Source organism: Acidithiobacillus ferriphilus, from assembly GCF_028215975.1.
In the GTDB taxonomy this organism is placed as follows: Bacteria; Pseudomonadota; Gammaproteobacteria; order Acidithiobacillales; family Acidithiobacillaceae; genus Acidithiobacillus; species Acidithiobacillus ferriphilus.
Genome location: NZ_CP116458.1, coordinates 250,894 through 268,447, shown reverse-complemented (window position 1 = coordinate 268,447; position 17,554 = coordinate 250,894). Strand labels below are relative to the sequence as shown.

Annotated in this window: 17 protein-coding genes; 5 read left to right on the top strand and 12 right to left on the bottom strand. The window is 58.1% G+C overall.

Annotated features, from left to right (window positions below; translation table 11 throughout):
• Window positions 1–94: 94 nt before the first annotated feature.
• The 4 genes from PJU76_RS01280 to PJU76_RS01265 all read left to right on the top strand — a co-directional run bounded on the left by PJU76_RS01280 (window position 95) and on the right by PJU76_RS01265 (window position 3,554).
• Complete coding sequence (locus tag PJU76_RS01280) at window positions 95–2,596, top strand: heavy metal translocating P-type ATPase (protein ID WP_271780149.1); 2,502 nt, start codon at window positions 95–97, stop codon at window positions 2,594–2,596.
• A 26-nt stretch (window positions 2,597–2,622) separates the two neighbouring features.
• Window positions 2,623–3,018 (top strand): DUF302 domain-containing protein, encoded by a 396-nt coding sequence (locus PJU76_RS01275; RefSeq protein ID WP_271780148.1) that lies wholly within the window; start codon window positions 2,623–2,625, stop codon window positions 3,016–3,018.
• A gap of 62 nt (window positions 3,019–3,080) precedes the next feature.
• Window positions 3,081–3,287, top strand: a complete 207-nt coding sequence (locus tag PJU76_RS01270) for a CopZ family metallochaperone (protein ID WP_064219124.1) — start codon at window positions 3,081–3,083, stop codon at window positions 3,285–3,287.
• A gap of 21 nt (window positions 3,288–3,308) precedes the next feature.
• Window positions 3,309–3,554, top strand: coding sequence for a glutaredoxin family protein (locus PJU76_RS01265; protein WP_215850432.1), 246 nt, complete (start codon window positions 3,309–3,311; stop codon window positions 3,552–3,554).
• A gap of 102 nt (window positions 3,555–3,656) precedes the next feature.
• Here PJU76_RS01265 and PJU76_RS01260 read toward each other — a convergent pair whose 3' ends face one another.
• From PJU76_RS01260 to argH, 5 genes are all read right to left on the bottom strand, one after another.
• A complete protein-coding gene (locus PJU76_RS01260; protein WP_271780147.1) occupies window positions 3,657–4,826 on the bottom strand; it encodes a D-alanyl-D-alanine carboxypeptidase family protein in 1,170 nt (389 codons plus the stop codon).
• 154 nt (window positions 4,827–4,980) lie between these two features.
• Window positions 4,981–6,606, bottom strand: a complete 1,626-nt coding sequence (pgi, locus tag PJU76_RS01255; protein ID WP_271780146.1) for a glucose-6-phosphate isomerase — start codon at window positions 6,604–6,606, stop codon at window positions 4,981–4,983.
• 206 nt (window positions 6,607–6,812) lie between these two features.
• Complete coding sequence (lysA, locus tag PJU76_RS01250; protein ID WP_271780145.1) at window positions 6,813–8,057, bottom strand: diaminopimelate decarboxylase; 1,245 nt, start codon at window positions 8,055–8,057, stop codon at window positions 6,813–6,815.
• Window positions 8,054–8,206, bottom strand: a complete 153-nt coding sequence (gene lptM / locus PJU76_RS01245) for an LPS translocon maturation chaperone LptM (RefSeq protein ID WP_271780144.1) — start codon at window positions 8,204–8,206, stop codon at window positions 8,054–8,056. The genes lysA and lptM overlap by 4 nt, the downstream gene beginning before the upstream one ends.
• Window positions 8,203–9,591, bottom strand: coding sequence for an argininosuccinate lyase (gene argH, locus PJU76_RS01240; RefSeq protein WP_271780143.1), 1,389 nt, complete (start codon window positions 9,589–9,591; stop codon window positions 8,203–8,205). Before argH ends, lptM begins: the two co-directional genes overlap by 4 nt.
• Window positions 9,592–9,729: 138 nt before the next feature.
• On the opposite strand from argH, the gene PJU76_RS01235 reads away from it, so the two are divergent.
• Complete coding sequence (locus tag PJU76_RS01235) at window positions 9,730–10,068, top strand: hypothetical protein (protein ID WP_271780142.1); 339 nt, start codon at window positions 9,730–9,732, stop codon at window positions 10,066–10,068.
• A gap of 10 nt (window positions 10,069–10,078) precedes the next feature.
• Here PJU76_RS01235 and PJU76_RS01230 read toward each other — a convergent pair whose 3' ends face one another.
• The 7 genes from PJU76_RS01230 to PJU76_RS01200 form a co-directional block, all read right to left on the bottom strand.
• Window positions 10,079–11,341 carry an ATP-binding protein gene (locus PJU76_RS01230; RefSeq protein WP_271780141.1) on the bottom strand — a complete coding sequence of 421 codons (1,263 nt, stop codon included), beginning with the start codon at window positions 11,339–11,341 and terminating at the stop codon, window positions 10,079–10,081.
• Window positions 11,338–12,084 carry a response regulator gene (locus PJU76_RS01225; protein WP_271780140.1) on the bottom strand — a complete coding sequence of 249 codons (747 nt, stop codon included), beginning with the start codon at window positions 12,082–12,084 and terminating at the stop codon, window positions 11,338–11,340. Before PJU76_RS01225 ends, PJU76_RS01230 begins: the two co-directional genes overlap by 4 nt.
• Window positions 12,085–12,639 carry a hypothetical protein gene (locus tag PJU76_RS01220; RefSeq protein ID WP_271780139.1) on the bottom strand — a complete coding sequence of 185 codons (555 nt, stop codon included), beginning with the start codon at window positions 12,637–12,639 and terminating at the stop codon, window positions 12,085–12,087.
• Between the two features lie 295 nt (window positions 12,640–12,934).
• Window positions 12,935–13,858, bottom strand: coding sequence for a DMT family transporter (locus tag PJU76_RS01215; RefSeq protein ID WP_271780138.1), 924 nt, complete (start codon window positions 13,856–13,858; stop codon window positions 12,935–12,937).
• Between the two features lie 343 nt (window positions 13,859–14,201).
• Window positions 14,202–15,254 carry a hypothetical protein gene (locus PJU76_RS01210; protein ID WP_271780137.1) on the bottom strand — a complete coding sequence of 351 codons (1,053 nt, stop codon included), beginning with the start codon at window positions 15,252–15,254 and terminating at the stop codon, window positions 14,202–14,204.
• Window positions 15,255–15,408: 154 nt separating this feature from the next.
• Window positions 15,409–15,987 (bottom strand): hypothetical protein, encoded by a 579-nt coding sequence (locus PJU76_RS01205; protein WP_271780136.1) that lies wholly within the window; start codon window positions 15,985–15,987, stop codon window positions 15,409–15,411.
• On the bottom strand, window positions 15,974–17,122 hold the full coding sequence (locus PJU76_RS01200) for a helix-turn-helix domain-containing protein (protein WP_271780135.1): 1,149 nt from the start codon (window positions 17,120–17,122) through the stop codon (window positions 15,974–15,976). Before PJU76_RS01200 ends, PJU76_RS01205 begins: the two co-directional genes overlap by 14 nt.
• Between the last annotated feature and the right edge of the window lie 432 nt (window positions 17,123–17,554).

Genomic DNA, 17,554 nt, shown 5'->3' with positions numbered 1-17,554 from the left:
TGTTTATCATGGACATATGGTAAGCCATATGTAAACTGTCAGCAGCCATCCGTAAACGTGGCTTAGCGGACTTTGCCGCGAAGAGATGCATTTCATGAAAGACGAAAAACGTGGGCACCTTGAGATTGGCATAGAGGGGATGACCTGTGCCTCTTGTAGTGCACGGGTGGAACGGGCGCTGGGCAAGCTGCCCGGCGTCACCGCGGCCAGCGTGAATCTGGCGACTGAGCGCGCCGAGGTGCTTTTCGACCCACAACGGCTCGATGCCGCCCGCATCGCCGAGGCGATCCATGCGACGGGCTACGCGCCAGTGACCGATGAGATCGTTTTCGCGGTGGAGGGCATGACCTGCGCTTCCTGCGTGGGACGAGTGGAGCGCGCGCTCAGGCAGCAACCCGGAGTGCTGGAGGCGGCGGTGAATTTAGCTACCGAGCGCGCGCAGGTGCGCTATATCCCGGCGATGATCGGCATGGACGAACTGGCCAGCGCCGTGAGCGCTGCGGGTTATGCGGCACATCCCGCACAGGAATATGGGGAGCAGGGCACCGACCAGCGCCGCGCGAGTTTGCGCGCCATGGGCCGCGATGTGATCGTGGCCGCAGCGTTAGCCATCGTGATTCTGGTGTTGGCCATGGGCGCGGCCTTCATCCCGGCCTTGCATCGCGCGCTGGCGGCGGCGAGTCCCTTTGCGCATTTTTGGGAGTGGGTGCAGTTCGTGCTCGCCAGCACTGTCCTGTTCGGGCCGGGTCGGCGCTTTTTCAGACCAGGCCTGATCGCCTACCGCCACCTGTCGCCAGACATGAACTCCCTTGTCGCCACCGGCACCGGCGCAGCCTGGGCTTACAGTGTATTGGTGCTGTTGGCTCCCGTGCTGTTTCCACCGGAGGCGCGGCATGTATATTTCGATTCAGCAGCGGTAGTCATCGCTGCAGTGCTCGCGGGCAAGTACTTGGAGGAACTGGCCAAAGGCCGTACGTCGTCGGCGATCCGCAAACTGGTCGGGCTGCAGGCCAAGACTGCGCACCTGCTTGCCGAGAACGGTGCCGAGCAAGATGTACCGGTGTCGCGATTACGCATCGGCGAGCGCATCGTAGTCCGCCCCGGGGAGCGCATTCCGGTGGACGGACGCGTGGTCGAAGGCCGCGCGCATGTGGACGAAGCGATGTTGACTGGCGAGCCAATACCTTCCGCCAAAGATCTGAATGATGCCGTGGTCGGCGGTACGGTCTGCCAGGATGGGCGATTGGTGGTGGAGGTCATTTCGGTCGGGCGCGATACCGTACTGGCGCAGATCATCCATCTGGTGGAAAGCGCGCAGACCGGCAAGCTGCCGATTCAGGGACTGACCGACCGCGCGGTACGGGTGTTCACGCCGGTGGTGCTGGTCATCGCGCTGGCGACCTTCGGCGTCTGGGTGGCATTGACTGGCAATGTCAGTGTGGCGCTGGTCACGGCGGTGGCCGTGCTGGTGGTGGCATGTCCCTGCGCCATGGGGCTGGCGACCCCGGCGGCGATCATGGTGGGCACCGGGCGTGCGGCGGAGCTCGGCGTGCTGTTTCGCAGGGGCGAGGCGCTGGAGATGCTGTCGCATGTCGATACCATACTATTCGACAAAACCGGTACGTTGACCGAGGGTCATCCCGCGTTGGTCCATCAGGGCGGCGGCGCGCCCGAAACCGCGTTGCGCCTGGCCGCGGCGTTGGAATCGGCGTCCGAGCACCCGCTGGGGCGAGCGATTGTCGCGGCGGCCGGAGAGCGCGCTATGAACGTACCCGCCGTCAAGGATTTCCGCGCCATCGCCGGCTATGGTGCCGAAGGCGAGGTGGAAGGCCGTATGGTGCGGGTTGGCGCCCGTCGCTTCATGGAGCGCGAAAACGTGGCGCTGGGCGATGACGCCGAGATGGCCGCGCGCATCGAGGGCACCGGGCGCACGGTGGTATTTGTCGCGGTCGACGCAACGCTGCTCGGCTGGCTGGCCATCGCCGATCGCATCAAACCGGAGGCGCGCGCCGTAGTGCAGGCGTTGCGCGAGCGCGGCCTGCGGGTGGCCATGGTCACCGGTGATACACACGCCACCGCGCAGTCCGTCGCCACGGAACTGCGCATCGAGGAGATGTACGCCGAAGTGCTGCCCGAGGATAAGGCCAAGGTCGTGACCGGTTTGCAGGAACAGGGCCGACGGGTCGCCTTCGTTGGTGACGGCATCAACGACGCCCCGGCGCTGGCGCAGGCCGACGTCGGCATTGCACTCGCCTCAGGCACTGACATCGCCATCGAGGCAGCGGACGTAACGCTCACGCGTGGCCAGATCGGCGAGGTGGTCACGGCGCTGAATGCGGCGCGTCGGACGCTGGGCAACATCCGCGGCAATCTGTTCTGGGCCTTTTTCTACAACATCCTGCTGATCCCTATCGCTGCTGGCGTGGCCGCGCCTATCGGCATTCATCTGAATCCGATGGTGGCTGGCGTAGCCATGGGTCTATCCTCGGTGTTCGTGCTCGGCAACAGCCTGCGGCTCAAGCGGCTCAAGGCTTACATACCCCTGATTACACCGGGCGCGGTGAAACGTACCGCGCCCGCATCCGCTCATTCCTGAGCCATTGTTCAAACAAGGAGAACATTATGAGTCAGTTCGTTTTCAGTGTCCCCGCCAAGGGCGATTTTGATACCACCGTGGCGCAGGTCACCGAAGCCCTCAAGGTTGAAGGCTTCGGCGTGCTCACCACAATCGACGTGGCCGCCACGCTCAAGGCCAAGCTGGGTATCGAGGGGCGGCCCTACGTCATTCTCGGGGCTTGCAACCCGCGCTACGCACATCAGGCGTTGGAGGCCGAGCCGGATATCGGCGCCCTGCTGCCCTGCAACGTGGTGGTGCGCACGGAGGCCGATGGCAGCGTGAGCGTGGTGTTCATGGATCCCGCCGCCGTGCTCGGCATGGTCGACAAGCCGCAAATCGCCGCGCTCGGCATCGAGGTGCGCAACAAGCTCCAGCATGTGGCTGATGCCGTGCGTGCTTGAATAACGCTTATGCGAGCACTTTGAATGATTCCTTTCACTTCATTCCCAACAGGAGAAAAACCATGAGCGATACCAGGCTGAAGATCACCGGTATGACCTGTGCGCACTGCGTGCGTGCCGTAACGAAGGCGCTGGAAGGCGTGCCCGGCGTGGAAAAGGCGGACGTCACGCTGGAGCCAGGAGAAGCCGTAGTGCACGGCAAGGCCGACACTACCGCACTGATCACCGTAGTTGAGGAAGAGGGCTATAAGGCGGAGGTGCGGGGCTGAAGCCCTGCACGCCGATCCGCCATGTCTGATCCTGTGCTGCTTTACACCAGTCCCGGCTGCCCCGACTGCGCCGCCGTGCGCCGTTACCTCGAAGAACACCACGTCGCTTACGAGGAACGCGACGTGACCACCCCCAGCGTGGCTGCGGAAGCCAAATTGCACTACGGCGTGCGGGTCGCGCCGATCACCGTGATCGCTGGCGAGGCGTTGTGGGGGACATTTGCCCATCAAAAGCCACGGCTCGATGAACTTCTGGCCAAGACCTGAGACTTTCAAAGCGGCTACTACAGTTTTTATGGGATCATCCTTGGGAAGGTCCACAGTCAGCCCTGACCTGCAAAGACACGGACGTGCTCAATAACATGGGCCTCAGAGCCATGATTCCCCCGCATGGAGCAGACGGGTGAACCATCCCGCAGGCTGCACTGCGGTTTTGGCAACCACCGGCACGGTCTGCAGAAGATGACCATGCCAGCTAACAGACAGGGTGCCAATGGGTGCACCGGCGCGAATGGGCGCCTTAAGACTGGCAGCAGGAATAAACTGCGTATCCAGTCTGGTGCCTTGTTGCTGTTTGGGCTCCGATACGATCACCGCGCTGGTGGTCACCCCCTGCACGGCTCCCGGGCTCCAGTCTCCGTGATGGATGCGCGCCACCACCTGCCCGGCCGTATACAGGGGAACATTCCGCCAACCACTCCAGCCATAATGGAGCAGCGCACTGGCGTCACTACCTGCCGCGCTGCGCGAGGGGGCACCCATGACGACCGCCACCAGAGTGCGACCGTCATGGGTCGCGCTGGCATCCAGATTCCAACTATCTTTCGTCGCCAGACCGACACCCAGGCCGTTGATGTCCGCCCGACCGGCGAGGGGGTTGTAGTTGTACTGGGTGATATGGTTGTAGGTGTACGCGGTTTTTCCAGCCAACTGCAGCACCTCAGGATACGCCCGAATCAAGTGCTCCGAGAGCCGCGCAATATCCAGCGCCGTGCTCGTCTGACCGGGCTGGGGCAAGCCATCGGGGTTGGTAAAGTGGGTGTGCCGCAAACCCATAGCCACAGCATCACGATTCATCAAGTCCACAAAACCACCGACGCTGCCTGCCACCGTCTGGGCGATGGCAATGGCGGCATCATTACCCCCATCAATGAGCAGACCACTTTCCAGTTGAGCCATGGTCACCGGCATACCGGGCTGAATAAACATCCGTGAACCCTGCACATGCCAGGCTGTGTTCGCAATCCGGATATTGGCTTGCGGCTGAACTATCCCTTGTCTTTCGGCCTGATACAGGACATAGGCGGTCATCAATTTGACCAACCCGGAAGGATTGAGAGGTTTTTCGGCATGCTCCGCCATGAGCACTTGACCGCTGTTGACATCCAGAAGGATGGCGCCTTGTATACCCGTCAGTTGCGGGACCGGCGTGGGTGGCGGCGGGGGCAGGGTTGGTAATACGGGCAAATTCGGGGTGACCGCATAAGCGCTCCCCCATACAATCAAAACCACAAGGGCCAGAACTTTGGGCGACTTCATCGTTTTCAGCGGCTCTTTTACCGGCGAACATTACCTTGTTGGAAATCCGTCGGCAGGGAAAAGTTCCCCGTCCGTGGACATCATCCTTCCCGGCCGCCGAAGAGTGCGGCAGAAAAATACCGTACCAATACAATACACAGTACAACATGAGCAATCAGAGACAAGCACCTCTACGTTGCAAATAACGTTGCAGTAAAGCCATCGTCGAGGCGTCGTGGGGATGACTGGCCGTACCCCGCATATCCGCCACAATCCGCTGCGCCAACACCTTGCCCAGCTCCACGCCCCATTGATCGAAGGAATCAATGCCCCAGATAATGCCTTGGGTAAAAACACTGTGCTCATAAAGTGCCACCAAGGCCCCCAGAGTGGGCGGCGTGAGCGCATCAGCCAGCAACACAGTGCTCGGTCGATTGCCGGAAAAAACGCGGAAAGGCACCTGCGTTTCGGCGACACCTTCAGCACGCAATTCCTCCGCCGTCTTGCCAAAAGCCAGCGCCTCGGCCTGCGCAATGAGGTTAGCCATCAGCAACTCATGCTGCTTTGCCAGCGGACTGAGCGGTTGACAAAAACCGATAAAATCACAGGGAATCAGACGTGTCCCCTGATGAATCAATTGATAGAACGAATGCTGCCCATCGGTACCGGGTTCGCCCCAGATTATAGCGCCCGTATCGACGACAACAGGGTGACCGTCTTCGTCCACGCTTTTGCCGTTGCTTTCCATCTGTAGTTGTTGGAGATAAGCCGGGAAACGCGCCAGATCATGGGCATAGGGCAATATGGCCTGAGTCTGTGCACCCCAGAAGTTATTATACCAAAGCGCCAGCAGACCCATGAGCACCGGCAGATTCTGCTCCAGGGGCGCCGTCTGAAAGTGGGTATCCATGGCATGAAAACCCGCCAGCAGGGCGGTGAAATGCTCAACCCCCACGCCCAGCATGGTAGACAGGCCAATAGCCGAATCCATGGAATAGCGGCCCCCAACCCAATCCCAGAAGCCGAACATGTGCTCGGTGTCCATCCCGAAGGCTTTGACCGCTTCAGTGTTGGTAGAGACCGCGACAAAATGCCTGGCCACCGCCGCCTCGCCCAAGGCCGCGGTAATCCAATGGCGTGCTTCCTGAGCGTTGGTCATGGTCTCCAGGGTGGTGAAGGTTTTGGAAGAAATGATGAACAAGGTCTCGGCGGGATCCAGATTCGCCGTAACGTCGGTAAAGGTCGCGCCATCCACATTGGCGACAAAACGCAGTTCCATACCGGGGTGACGGTAGGCGCGCAGTGCCTTCCAGGCCATCTCCGGCCCCAGATAAGAGCCGCCGATGCCGATATTGATGATCTTGCGAATAGGCTGGCCGGTCGCTCCGCGCCAGGTGCCCTCATGAATGGATCGGGTGAAGGCCGCCATGTGCTCCAGCACCTTATGGACTTCCGGCACCACATCCACCCCCGCCGTACGCATGACACGACCTTTGGGCGCGCGCAGTGCCACATGGAAAGCCGCCCGTCCCTCCGTGTGGTTGATTTGTTCGCCCGCGAACATCGCCGTGCGGCGCTCTTCCAGGCGCCGCATCCGCGCCAGGGCCATCAACAAACGCAGTGTTTCCGAGTTAATAAGATGTTTTGAATAATCCAGATAAAGGCCACAAGCCTCGGCGGAGAAGTGCTGGGCGCGCTGCGGGTCGTCATGAAAGAGTTGCCGCAAGGTCACCCCCTCCCAACTTTGCCGATGCTGCTGTAAATCCTGCCAGACAGGTGATGTGTTCAGGGGTGTGGACACGGAAAAACTCCTTGCAAGAGCGGGGCGGACGCGGAAAGGTACCGCCCCAAGAGTAGGCAAGGCAAGTCTTCGCTGCAAGGGCGAAAGCAGCAAAAAATGATGAAGCACCGGGCTTTTGCATCGGGCAGCATGATTTTCACCGTCCTCCGGCCAAACCCGCGGAAACACCTGAATCCCTGCCCCAAGGATGACAGGGGGCGGGGGACTCAGCGGCCTGGATTTTCCTCTAAAGCCCACTGCTCATCGAGGCGCTCGCGGCGGCGAATGAGGCCGTGCTGATGGCCGCTGATGAGCACTTCGGGGAGGCGCGGACGGCTATTGTAGTTGCTGCTCATGACGAAGCCGTAGGCCCCGGCGCTCATGACGGCGAGCAAGTCACCAGCCTTGGCCGCCAAGGGACGGTCCTTGGCGAGGAAATCGCCGCTTTCACAGACCGGGCCGACGACATCCATGGGCTGCGCCGCTTCTGCCCTTTGGTGCAGCGGCAGGATGTCATGCCAAGCCCCGTACAACGCGGGGCGCAACAGGTCATTCATGGCCGCATCCACCACGCAGAACTGCTTGCTGCCGTTGTCCTTGAGGTATTCCACCTTGGTCAGCAGTACGCCGGCGTTGCCCACCAGCGCACGGCCCAGTTCCACTACCCGCCGTACCGCCACGCCTTGCAAAGCCTGATCCAGCGTCCAGGCGTAGTCGGCGGGGCTGGGCGGGGTTTCGTCGTGGTAGCGAATGCCCACACCGCCGCCCAGATCCAGATGCTGGAGGACAATCCCATGGGCCGCCAGTTCGTCATACAGCGCGCGTACCCGCACTGCCGCCTCACCCAAGGGCGTGAGATCCAGCAATTGGGAACCGATATGGCAGGCGATACCTTTCAGCTCCAGCGCCGGGTGTTGCGCGGCCTGCAGATAAAGGTGGCGGGCCTGATCCATGGGAATGCCGAACTTGCTCTCTTTCAATCCCGTGGCGATGTAGCGATGGGTACCGGGGTCCACGTCGGGATTGACCCGCAGGGCAACAGGCGCACGCTTGCCCATGTCGGCGGCAATGTCCGCGATACGCCAGAGTTCGGCCGCGGATTCCACATTGAGGCAGAAGATGGCGGCGTTGAGGGCGGCGCGGATTTCGACGCTGGACTTGCCGACGCCGGAAAAAACGATTTTGCCGGCGTCGCCATCCGCACGCAGCACCCGCTCCAGCTCACCGCCAGAGACAATATCGAAGCCCGCGCCCATCTCCGCAAAAATCCGCAGGATGCGGAGATTGCTGTTGGCCTTGACCGCATAACAGACCTGGGTATTGTCACCGAGGGCAGCGCTGAAGGAGTGATAGCGCTCGCGCAGCGCCGCTTCGGAATAGACGTAACAGGGCGTACCGTAATGCTCCGCTATTTCCTGCAAGGGGAGGTCTTCGCCATAAAGGGCGTGATTGCAATAGTGAAACGTATTCATCGGGCAGCGGGGCTATGAACAGGCGCCGTGGGCGCGGCAGGTGTAACGCTGTGGGTGGGCGGCAGGGTCAGTGCCGTTTTACGGCCGCAACCGCCCAGCGCGAGACCAAGCAGCAGCAGCAGGAGGAAGACGGCGCGGGTGCGGTTCACAGAGCCTCCCGCTGCAAGCGCGCACGGGCGCGCAGGATGGCGGCTTGTACCTGTCGAGGTGCCGTACCACCCAAGTGGTCCCGCGCCGCCAGGGAGCCTTCCAGCACCAGCACCTCATAGACCTCCCGGCCAATGAGCGGTGACAAGGCCTGCAACTCCGCCAGTGGCATGGCTTCCAGGCCGATGTTGCGTTCTTGGGCCAGGCGTACCGCCCGTCCCACCACGGCGTGGGCATCACGGAAAGGCAGCCCCTTGCGCACCAGATAATCGGCCAGATCGGTGGCGGTGGCAAAACCGCGTTCCGCCTGCGCGCGCATGACGCCGGGACGGGTTTGCAGGCCTGGCAGCATCCGGCCCATGATCTCCACACTGGCGCGCATCTGGTCGAGGGCGTCGAAAAGGGTTTCCTTGTCTTCCTGATTATCGCGGTTATAGGCGAGGGGCTGGCCCTTCATGAGGACGAGGATGGCGACAAGATCGCCAATCACCCGCCCACTCTTGCCGCGAATGATTTCCGCGACATCCGGGTTCTTCTTTTGCGGCATGATGCTGGATCCAGTACAGAAACCGTCGGGCAAGTCGATGAAGCCGAAGGGGGCCGACATCCACAGGATCAACTCTTCCGCCAGCCGCGAGAGGTGGACGGCGAGGATGGCCAGGTCCGATAACACTTCCATCACAAAGTCGCGGTCGGAGACGGCATCGAGGCTGTTTTCGGCGACGGCCTCAAAGCCGAGCTGACGCGCCACGTCCCAGCGGTCGATGGGAAAGGTAGTCCCCGCCAGCGCCGCCGCGCCCAGGGGCAGCACATTCACCCGTCGCCGCGCATCGAGCAGACGCTGGGTATCGCGGTGGAACATCTCCACGTAGGCCATACAGTGGTGACCGAAGCTTACCGGTTGGGCGACCTGCATGTGCGTCAGGCCGGGAAGGATGGTTTCCACCTCCCGCTCGGCGAGGTCGATGAAGACGTTTTGCAGGTGCTGCAGCCCCTGGACAAGCTCATCCAGGCAGCCGCGGGTATAAAGGCGCAGGTCGGTAGCCACCTGATCGTTGCGGGAACGGCCGGTGTGGAGCTTCTTGCCGACCTCACCGATGATTTCCGTCAGGCGTGACTCGACGTGCATGTGGATGTCTTCCAGGGCATCGACAAAGGGCAGGCGCTCCTCGGCAATTTCCTGGCGTACCCGCGCCAGCCCGGTGACGATGGCCTCCGCCTCCGCCTCCGTCAACACGCCCACCCGGCCCAGCATGCGCGCGTGCGCCATGGAGCCCCGGATATCTTCCACATACAAACGACTGTCCACCTGAATGGATGCCGTAAAGGCTTCGACCAGACTGTCGGTACCCGCCGCGAAGCGTCCACCCCACATTTTTTCACTCATGCCCACACCTCCTGTCCTGCCCGCGACTATAGCGAAAAGGGGGCATTGTTCGCCAGCGCTTCCAGCCGCCACTCTTTGGCATTCCTCTCCGGCTCTTGCTACAGTCTAAAAGAGCACTTACACACGGGGGTACAACGGATGGACGAAGCCGAAAAAACGCATAGTCGGCGCTGGCTGATCGTGTTGCTGTTTTTGCTGCTTGTGGCGGTGGTACTGTTCTTCTGGTGGCAGAACCAGCAGGCCAGGACACAGGCCAAAGCGCCAACAGAGGCGGCGGCCGCCGTGCAACTGATATCACCCACGGTCTCCACTCGGTCCGTTGCGAACTTTCCCGTTGGCAAGACCATTTCTCAGGAGGGTACCCTGGAGGGCCCCATCAGCGGGCAGTGCGGCAACATCAAGTGGCACAATCTCAGTCCCGCCGAAGTCGCCAATCTGCGTAAGCTTTGCCCGCCCGCAGCCGCTGCCCGGTCCTGAAGTCACTCGTTTAACGTGGCTGCGGCAGGATTATGCGCGCCTCCAGGCCGCCACCCGAGGCGTTGACCAGGATGAAGCGCCCGTGATGATAGGCCACAATCCGTTCGACGATGGCCAACCCAAGCCCTACCCCGCCGCCCTTTCCGGCTTGTGCGAAAGGCGCACGCACGGTTTCCAGTTCCGTCTCCGCAATGCCCGGCCCGTGATCGCGGACGCGGATCAGTACGCCGTCCGCCATGGGTTCCGCACTGACGTCTATGGGCGCGGCGCCGTGGGACTGCGCATTGTCGATGAGATTTTGCAGGGCGCGGGCCAGGCCCACTTCCTGTATGGACAGCTTCGGCAAATCCACCGCGGCGGGGTGCCACACCACGCCAGCCTGTTGGCGCAGAATGAATCTTTTAAGCCAGAGATCCAGGTCAGTCGTTAACAGCGGTTCCTGTTCACCACTGCGGGCATAATCCAGAAACTGATGGATAACCTTATCCATCTCCTGAATATTGGCGATAATTTCGCCGCGGGCCTCTTCCTCGACCGGTAGAAATTCGGCGCTCAGGCGCATGCGGGTAAGCGGCGTGCGCAGATCATGAGAGACCCCCACCAGCACCATCTCCCGCTCTTTCCAGAGACGATGCAAATCACGCAGGGTTTGGTTGAAGCGTTCGGCCAGGCGCCGCAAATCGGCCGGACCCGCCTCAGGTAGACCAGCCGGCGTATCGCCGCCGCGCAAACACGCCACCCCCTGCATAAGCCGGGTGAGGGGCCGGGTGACTTGACGTACCGCCAGATACGCCCCCAGCCAGGAGAGCAGCAAAATCGCCGCCAGTTTGAACCAGGGCAACGGCAGCCCCGGTGAATGAGGCATGGGCATGGCCAGAGCCAGCGCTGCATCGGGCCGGGCTTGCAACCAGAGCACCCGGCGCCGACCGTCCATGCGTAGTTGTGCCTGCGGCCAGCCCATGCGGTGCAGCAGTTGCAGGGCGTTTGCCAGTACCGGCATACGGGGATTGTGACCGCGCAGCGCACCGGCAGGAACGATGCGGAGCCCTTGGTGCATCAGTTCGGACGCCGTCGCCTGACGCTGGGCCGAGCTAAGCGTTTCATTCAGGGTCAGAATTTGCGCCCAGTTCTGTGCCAGACGCTCGGCCTGCGGGTTGGCCTGATAGATATTGAAAAACCAGTACACCGCAAGCTGACTCAGTAGCAGCAACCCGGCGATGATGAGGAACATACGGGTAAACAGGGTATCCGGCCAGAGGCGCGATTTTTTCATCCGGGTAAAACACCCTCTTCCCTGGGCGTGGCACCCCCACCGTCGGGTACCAGCACATAGCCCCGCCCCCAAACGGTCTGAATATAGTGTGGCTCGCCAGGATCGTCTTCGATGAGGCGTCGCAAGCGCGAGATAAACACATCAATACCCCGTGAACCCGGTGTGGCGTCGTCGTTGCCGTGGGTCATGGCCAGCAGACGGTCCCGCGAGAGTGGTTGCCAGGGATGACTGGCCAGCGCGCGCAGAATGGAAAACTCGCTGTCGGTAAGGGAGATTTTCTCGCCATTCCGCCAGAGACCGCGACTGTCGAGAGCGAGGCGGAAGGGTCCAAAAACAAGTACCCCCGGGGTTGGGTCACCACTGCGCAGATCCTGACTGCGGCGCAGGACGGCACGGATACGGGCAACCAGTTCCTGCGGCTCAAAAGGCTTGGGAAGATAGTCGTCGGCACCCACATCAAGGCCCTGCACCCGGTCGCTGAGATCGCCTCGGGCAGTCAGCATGATGATGGGCAGATGCGGTTCCTGCACCCGCAGACGCCGACAGATGCTGAAACCGTCTTCACCGGGCATGAGGACGTCCAGCAAGAGCAGGTTATAGCATTCCCGCTCCAATTGGCGATCCATCTGCACGCCGGAGGCGGCGGCGTGGACGACAAAACCCTGCCCTTCCAGGTAACGCACCAGCATAGCGCGCAGCCGGGAATCATCATCGACCAGCAGGATTTTGCCACCCTCCGTCATTTACTTGCCCCAGGGTCTCCGCTTGGCCCCCATTTTTTTATACAACTCGGTAGCTTTCTGCCACTGCACCGGGGTCAGGATCTTGTGGAGATAATTCACCTGCTGGATGCCATGTTCGAGCATCGTGGCATGATCCTTGAGGACCGCTTCCTGCAAGGGGACGATGGCACTGCCCGACTCGCCATTCAGCAACGCATCACGCAATGCGGTGTTGTGGACCAGCATCTCGTGATGCCAGGTCGGCATGGCCTTTTCCATTTGGGTTCGCCAGTTCTTCAGATCCTTTTCCTGCGCGGGGGTCAGCTTGAGGTCCACCGCATGCCGCCAGACGATGGGCATCAGCATGGGCACGGGTGCATTCCGCATCCAACCGCCCTTGCGCATGGGGCCATGCTCCCATCCCCCCGGACAGTGATGACCCTGCATCATGCCCGGCCCCATGGAGCCACCCTGCATGGCAGGCGGGGTCTCAGCACCTGCCGCAAAGGCGGGAACTGCCGCCAGCGCCATCGTTCCAACCATCCATCCGGATACCACGTGCTTAAATTTTAACATCTCTCTGCTCCTCGTCACTCAAGGGGAAAGGTGTGCCCTTTCCGTAGGAGACAAATTAGCGCGCCGCCCCGGCGGACGCCAGCGGCAAAGTGTCAAGAATTGTGAATGAGGGTGATTACTTGTCGCTATGGACGCGCATGGCGGTCCACTCGTGAGTAATGGCAAGCCTATGGAATTACGCGGTACTTCCAATGCAAAACGAGCAGAGCCACCGGTTTTAATGACAAAAAAATCCCTGATCAGGATGATCTTTCAGCCGCGTTTTCGGTTCAGTGCGCCGTTGTGATATTGTAAATCATTTGGTAACATAGGTTTTTGATATCGTTACCAAGAGTATCCCCGCTAGCATAGTAGCCGCAGCCAGAATCAGACGGGTCGTTATTTGTTCGCCCAACAACGGAGCCGCACTAATGACGACAATCACGGGAACCAGCATTTGTATGACAGCACTCGTTACGCCCCTTAGCTCCTTCATTAAGGCATACCAGAGCACATAAATCAATGCCGAGGTTATTGCACCAACAAGCATAGAATAATAGATTCCTGCAAGACTTATATGAATGACTTCATGATGCCAGCTTTCTATCGCCGCATAGATCACCAATAGAATAATAGCTGCCAGACCAGAATATAAAAAATTTGCCGTGGTAGTCGCCAAGTCATCCATAGAACTTTTGCCCAGTATCGAATATCCAGCCCATGCGGCACCGGCCCCTATCATCAATCCTATCCCCAAAAACTTAGGAAGATGCGAGATGCCACCCACCAACACCCACAACCCCACGAGAGTTATCCCGCTGCCAACCCACTGCAATTTTGACAACCGATAGCCACCACGAATCTCCCATGCCAGCATGGTCGCCTGGATGGCAAAAAACAAAAAAAGAGTTCCAGTAGCCGCCCCAAGCTGCTCATAGCCATATGCAAATGCCAACGCATACACAAACAACATCATTGGCATCAGCAAATGATGCAATCTTGGCCGAGCCTTAGTCACCATCATCAGGAGGATTAAGATCGCCGCGCCGCTCGCTAGCCGGATTGCGGTAAATGGAAGCGGCCCAATTAAATGTCCTCCCAAGGCAGCTCTTGCCAGCAGACCATTGCCAGCCATACCAAGGAGAACTATCAGAGTCAGCAAGATTATGCGTACGCGGGACATATAATGATTTTCCTTGAATGCATTTACCCAGACGCCCCTTGTGTCATAATGTGGCATGAACCCATTCTGCTTTTCCGGAGTGGCAAACTGGGGACGTCCATGTACGGTAACTGAGCAGCGTTGTATCTCTGATTTTTTGGATGTGGGAAATAGTCTCCCTGATTGTGTGCCCAGTCGATTCAAGACATCCCTTACGCACCATCGTAGAAACAATCTTAGCCCGATCAAACGTCTGCTTCCAGATCTGCTGCCGACCATCAGGGCTCAACGGCGGTAGGGCAGCGGAAGCGGACGCCCGGCAAGAGACAATCTCAGACACAAATTTTCTAGATCAGGTTCTTTTTGTGCAAGCAATTTACAGATCAAGGAAAATATCGAGAGCACATATTTGTATCACGAGTTAATTTTTTGAGTGCGACAACCACTGTTCGAATGGATTATCTTCCATAGAACGGCTTTCCCCTTCTTGGTCTGGATGGGATTGAAGCGCAGCGGAATTGCTCATAGGTAAATCGGCAATTCCAGAACATAGCGATATCATTTGGCAGACGCCATCAAAAAGGTTAAACACAGTATCAGGATCAACATAACCTCCTCTATGCACAAGACGGTTCCTTGCCTGTCGTGCAGGATATATATTCGAGAAGATGATATCGTTAATTATTCCGGTTTGGAATAACATTTCTTGCTTCACCGATATTGGCCAGCTCTGATTGTCATTTTGAAATGATTTTATTCTTCCAGAAAGAGGCTGTTTTGGGTGCCTTTCACAATTTTCTATGAATTTCTTTTCCCATAGAAATTCTGACATCTGCTCGACACAGGTCCATAACATTGAGATTGCAGAAGACCAGTTTTTATTTTGCAATTCAGTCGCCCCGCGAATGAGAAATTGTGGCGTAAGATTATTAATTATGGACGTTATTTGTTCGCCAATGTTAAAAGCCTTACGGATATCAGAAACGAAAATTGCTCTAGGCTTAATTAGCTCTGCAGCTTGCAGCAGGCTTGCTACCTTTGTGCGTAAGCTGGCATGCAATTGTGAAGATGCGCTGCCTCCATAATCAACTGGCCAAATAAATTCTTTTTTGTACAATTGACCACAAACTACATCTCGTACATCAACTGCCTCACAGTATATGCCACCAACAAGAAAATTACACAATATTTTATTAAATAATAGCACCGCATCTTCTTTCTGAGAAAGACTCTTGTAGCGAGGCAATGCTATACCTCCATCATAGCAAAGCAATATTTTGAAATCTTTTAGATCTTGCTTTCCTAATGGAAGCGTTCCAACTATTTTTGATAGTTTTCCATGATTATAGGTATTGCCATTAATTTCATCCAAAGAGCTTTCGATCGGCACCTCACCGTCCGGAACTATAAGCCTGAATGGCGTTATGTATGTAACCCAAGCCGGATCTGACCAGATTCTATTTTCCGCTGTCATTACCATGCTCTCCGTCTTTCGGGTTAAATAAATAAATTAACAGTATGATCTTGCCAGCCATGCTAACTTCACGCAACGGTTCTCGAATATCGCCCTATTAGGCCATGTAGGGAAGATTCTGCTCACGCCATCTACTATCGACTTCGCTCGCCACCTACGACCGGACAGAAAGCAGGCATTGCAGCGCCAATTCGTAGGCTTTTTCGAGGTGCGGGGCCAAATGCTGCTCCATATCTTGATGCTGGGCGACAATCGTAGTTTTGTCCGCATCCCCGAGCCGTCTCGTGAAGATAAGCCAAGAGAAGAGATGGGCGGTCGTCTGCGTTAGCGCAAGCCCGGCTTCTTCAGCGAGCTTGCGAGCTTTCATATCGTCTGTGATAAAAGCTTGGTGCATTTTCATGGCCAAAGCGATGGAAGAAAGTTCACCTTTGCCTAGCCGTCTCCGGCTTTCGAGCAATGAAATCATTTCAAGATCATCAAGATCGCAAGAAAAATGCTCGAATTCTCTGAGCCTTTCTGACCTTCGTAGCCGTTCCATAAGCTCCTTCTCCGCCGCGGTAACTGATGTGCGTGGCTTTGTAAGGCATTCATAGCGGACGAAGTCCGTAATGCAGAACTGGCAGCCCGCGTCCCTTGCGCTATTATAAAGAAGCAATGAAGATAGGATGTTCCAAACCGCACATGTATCGGCCACATTCACACGGTGAAATCGCGATGGATCAATAGTCGCCATGGAGCGCTCGACCATACATCTTTGCGAGTTCTGCAAGCTCGGATTGGCTGCATAGCAGTGCCTCCGACGCGCGTCCGATGCTGATCACGCCAGCGTGTAGTGCGTCGAAGCAGAGGCCGACGTAATAGTCTGAGAGCCCCAGTTCAAGTAGGTGTGATTTGCGTCTGCGTTGGGCATCAGAGAGGCTTGCCGGCAACTCGGGGTCGACCTTTGATTCGCGTGGGACGCGAAGACCTTGAATGCGACGACTGGTCTGCGTGTCGATGAGATTGGCCGCTTCGAGCGCAACACCGAGAGCTTGGCAGCTGACCCGCAATTCGTTGGCCCAGTGTAAGGCGTCTGCGTCGCTCCAGGAGGCTGGTGGAGGGACAATCGACGACAGGAACGCAGGTGGCATGAGGAAACAGGAAGCGAAACGGTTGGCGCGGACTTCGCGAAGATCGGTCCCATTTATCCTTTCATAGGAAACGCTGGCGATTTCGTCGGCGTCGAAGATGGCGTGCGCCATTTCATGGGCCGCACTGAACCGTTGTCGATAGATGTCTTCGCTATGGTTTACCAGGGCGCTCTTGCCTGCAATTGGGTGCATGATGAACAAGCCGGAGATGTTCGAGTTCCCAAGCTTGCGACGGAACATATGGACGCCGACTTTTCGAAATTCGGCATAGATGTCCCGTGGAACCTCGCGATCAGAATAGCCGAGTGTTGATCGCAGAGCGGCCGCAGCCTCTTCTCCGTGGCGCTTGAAGTTGCTACCGGTTGCCTGAAAGGAAAAAATGGATCCGACGCGGCCCAGTTCCTGCATTAGAAAAGACTCAGTTTCGCACAGATAAAGGAAGTCTTGGACTGCCTGACGGTCGGCCTGAGAAAAATCGCTGGCATGAGCCCGATAGAGCGTCTTGGTTTGCTCGAAAGGTGCAATATGGTCATCAGAGATGAAGAATTTATAGTCGCAGCGATAGTGATCAGCGATAATAAGGATCTCGTCGCCCGTCGGCCAGAGAACGCCAGTTTCGATACCCAATAAGCGTACCGAATCTATTCCCGTGGCTGTCACTAGGTCGGCAATGGACTCGCCCATCTGTTGGCGATAAGCCGAGAGCTTGGAACCTAATGCCTTAAGATCAATGCTCATAGCCAACCATCATAGATTTCGCTAGCACCTGAGGCAAGCGCACAAGCCGCGTCGGTGTGGCATCTTTGACTAGCAGCGTGTAGCCACACGGCTGTCAGGGCACATCTAGGTCATCACCCAACCACTTCACGTTGTCGCGCGTCACGATTGGAGGAATCAATGTTGGCAAATGCTCATAGACCTGCGCGACGCCCAGCCGTAGTTATCGTAGGTACGTCCTGCAATGGATTTCGTCCAACGCAGTGAACGGATGATGCCGTTTGCTTTCTGCTGCTGAATGACCGCAATCAGTCTGTTACTGCCGTTCGCTCCGCAAGGTACTAGGCACCCCGTCGCCTGTAGACAAGGCCTGTCGCAAAAGGCCAAAGACGGTTACCGCCGCGCGCTTGGGCATACACTCCCCGCGGCTGCTCTCACGCCGTCCATAGCTAA

Coding starts and splice junctions, on each gene's coding strand:
- argH (WP_271780143.1), bottom strand. CDS start 9,591: ATGAGTGAAAAAATGTGGGGTGGACGCTTCGCGGCGGGTACCGACAGT.
- PJU76_RS01210 (WP_271780137.1), bottom strand. CDS start 15,254: ATGACAGCGGAAAATAGAATCTGGTCAGATCCGGCTTGGGTTACATAC.
- PJU76_RS01280 (WP_271780149.1), top strand. CDS start 95: ATGAAAGACGAAAAACGTGGGCACCTTGAGATTGGCATAGAGGGGATG.
- PJU76_RS01270 (WP_064219124.1), top strand. CDS start 3,081: ATGAGCGATACCAGGCTGAAGATCACCGGTATGACCTGTGCGCACTGC.
- PJU76_RS01275 (WP_271780148.1), top strand. CDS start 2,623: ATGAGTCAGTTCGTTTTCAGTGTCCCCGCCAAGGGCGATTTTGATACC.
- PJU76_RS01260 (WP_271780147.1), bottom strand. CDS start 4,826: ATGAAGTCGCCCAAAGTTCTGGCCCTTGTGGTTTTGATTGTATGGGGG.
- PJU76_RS01200 (WP_271780135.1), bottom strand. CDS start 17,122: ATGAGCATTGATCTTAAGGCATTAGGTTCCAAGCTCTCGGCTTATCGC.
- PJU76_RS01230 (WP_271780141.1), bottom strand. CDS start 11,341: ATGAAAAAATCGCGCCTCTGGCCGGATACCCTGTTTACCCGTATGTTC.
- lysA (WP_271780145.1), bottom strand. CDS start 8,057: ATGAATACGTTTCACTATTGCAATCACGCCCTTTATGGCGAAGACCTC.
- PJU76_RS01220 (WP_271780139.1), bottom strand. CDS start 12,639: ATGTTAAAATTTAAGCACGTGGTATCCGGATGGATGGTTGGAACGATG.
- PJU76_RS01225 (WP_271780140.1), bottom strand. CDS start 12,084: ATGACGGAGGGTGGCAAAATCCTGCTGGTCGATGATGATTCCCGGCTG.
- PJU76_RS01215 (WP_271780138.1), bottom strand. CDS start 13,858: ATGCCACATTATGACACAAGGGGCGTCTGGGTAAATGCATTCAAGGAA.
- PJU76_RS01235 (WP_271780142.1), top strand. CDS start 9,730: ATGGACGAAGCCGAAAAAACGCATAGTCGGCGCTGGCTGATCGTGTTG.
- PJU76_RS01205 (WP_271780136.1), bottom strand. CDS start 15,987: ATGGCGACTATTGATCCATCGCGATTTCACCGTGTGAATGTGGCCGAT.
- PJU76_RS01265 (WP_215850432.1), top strand. CDS start 3,309: ATGTCTGATCCTGTGCTGCTTTACACCAGTCCCGGCTGCCCCGACTGC.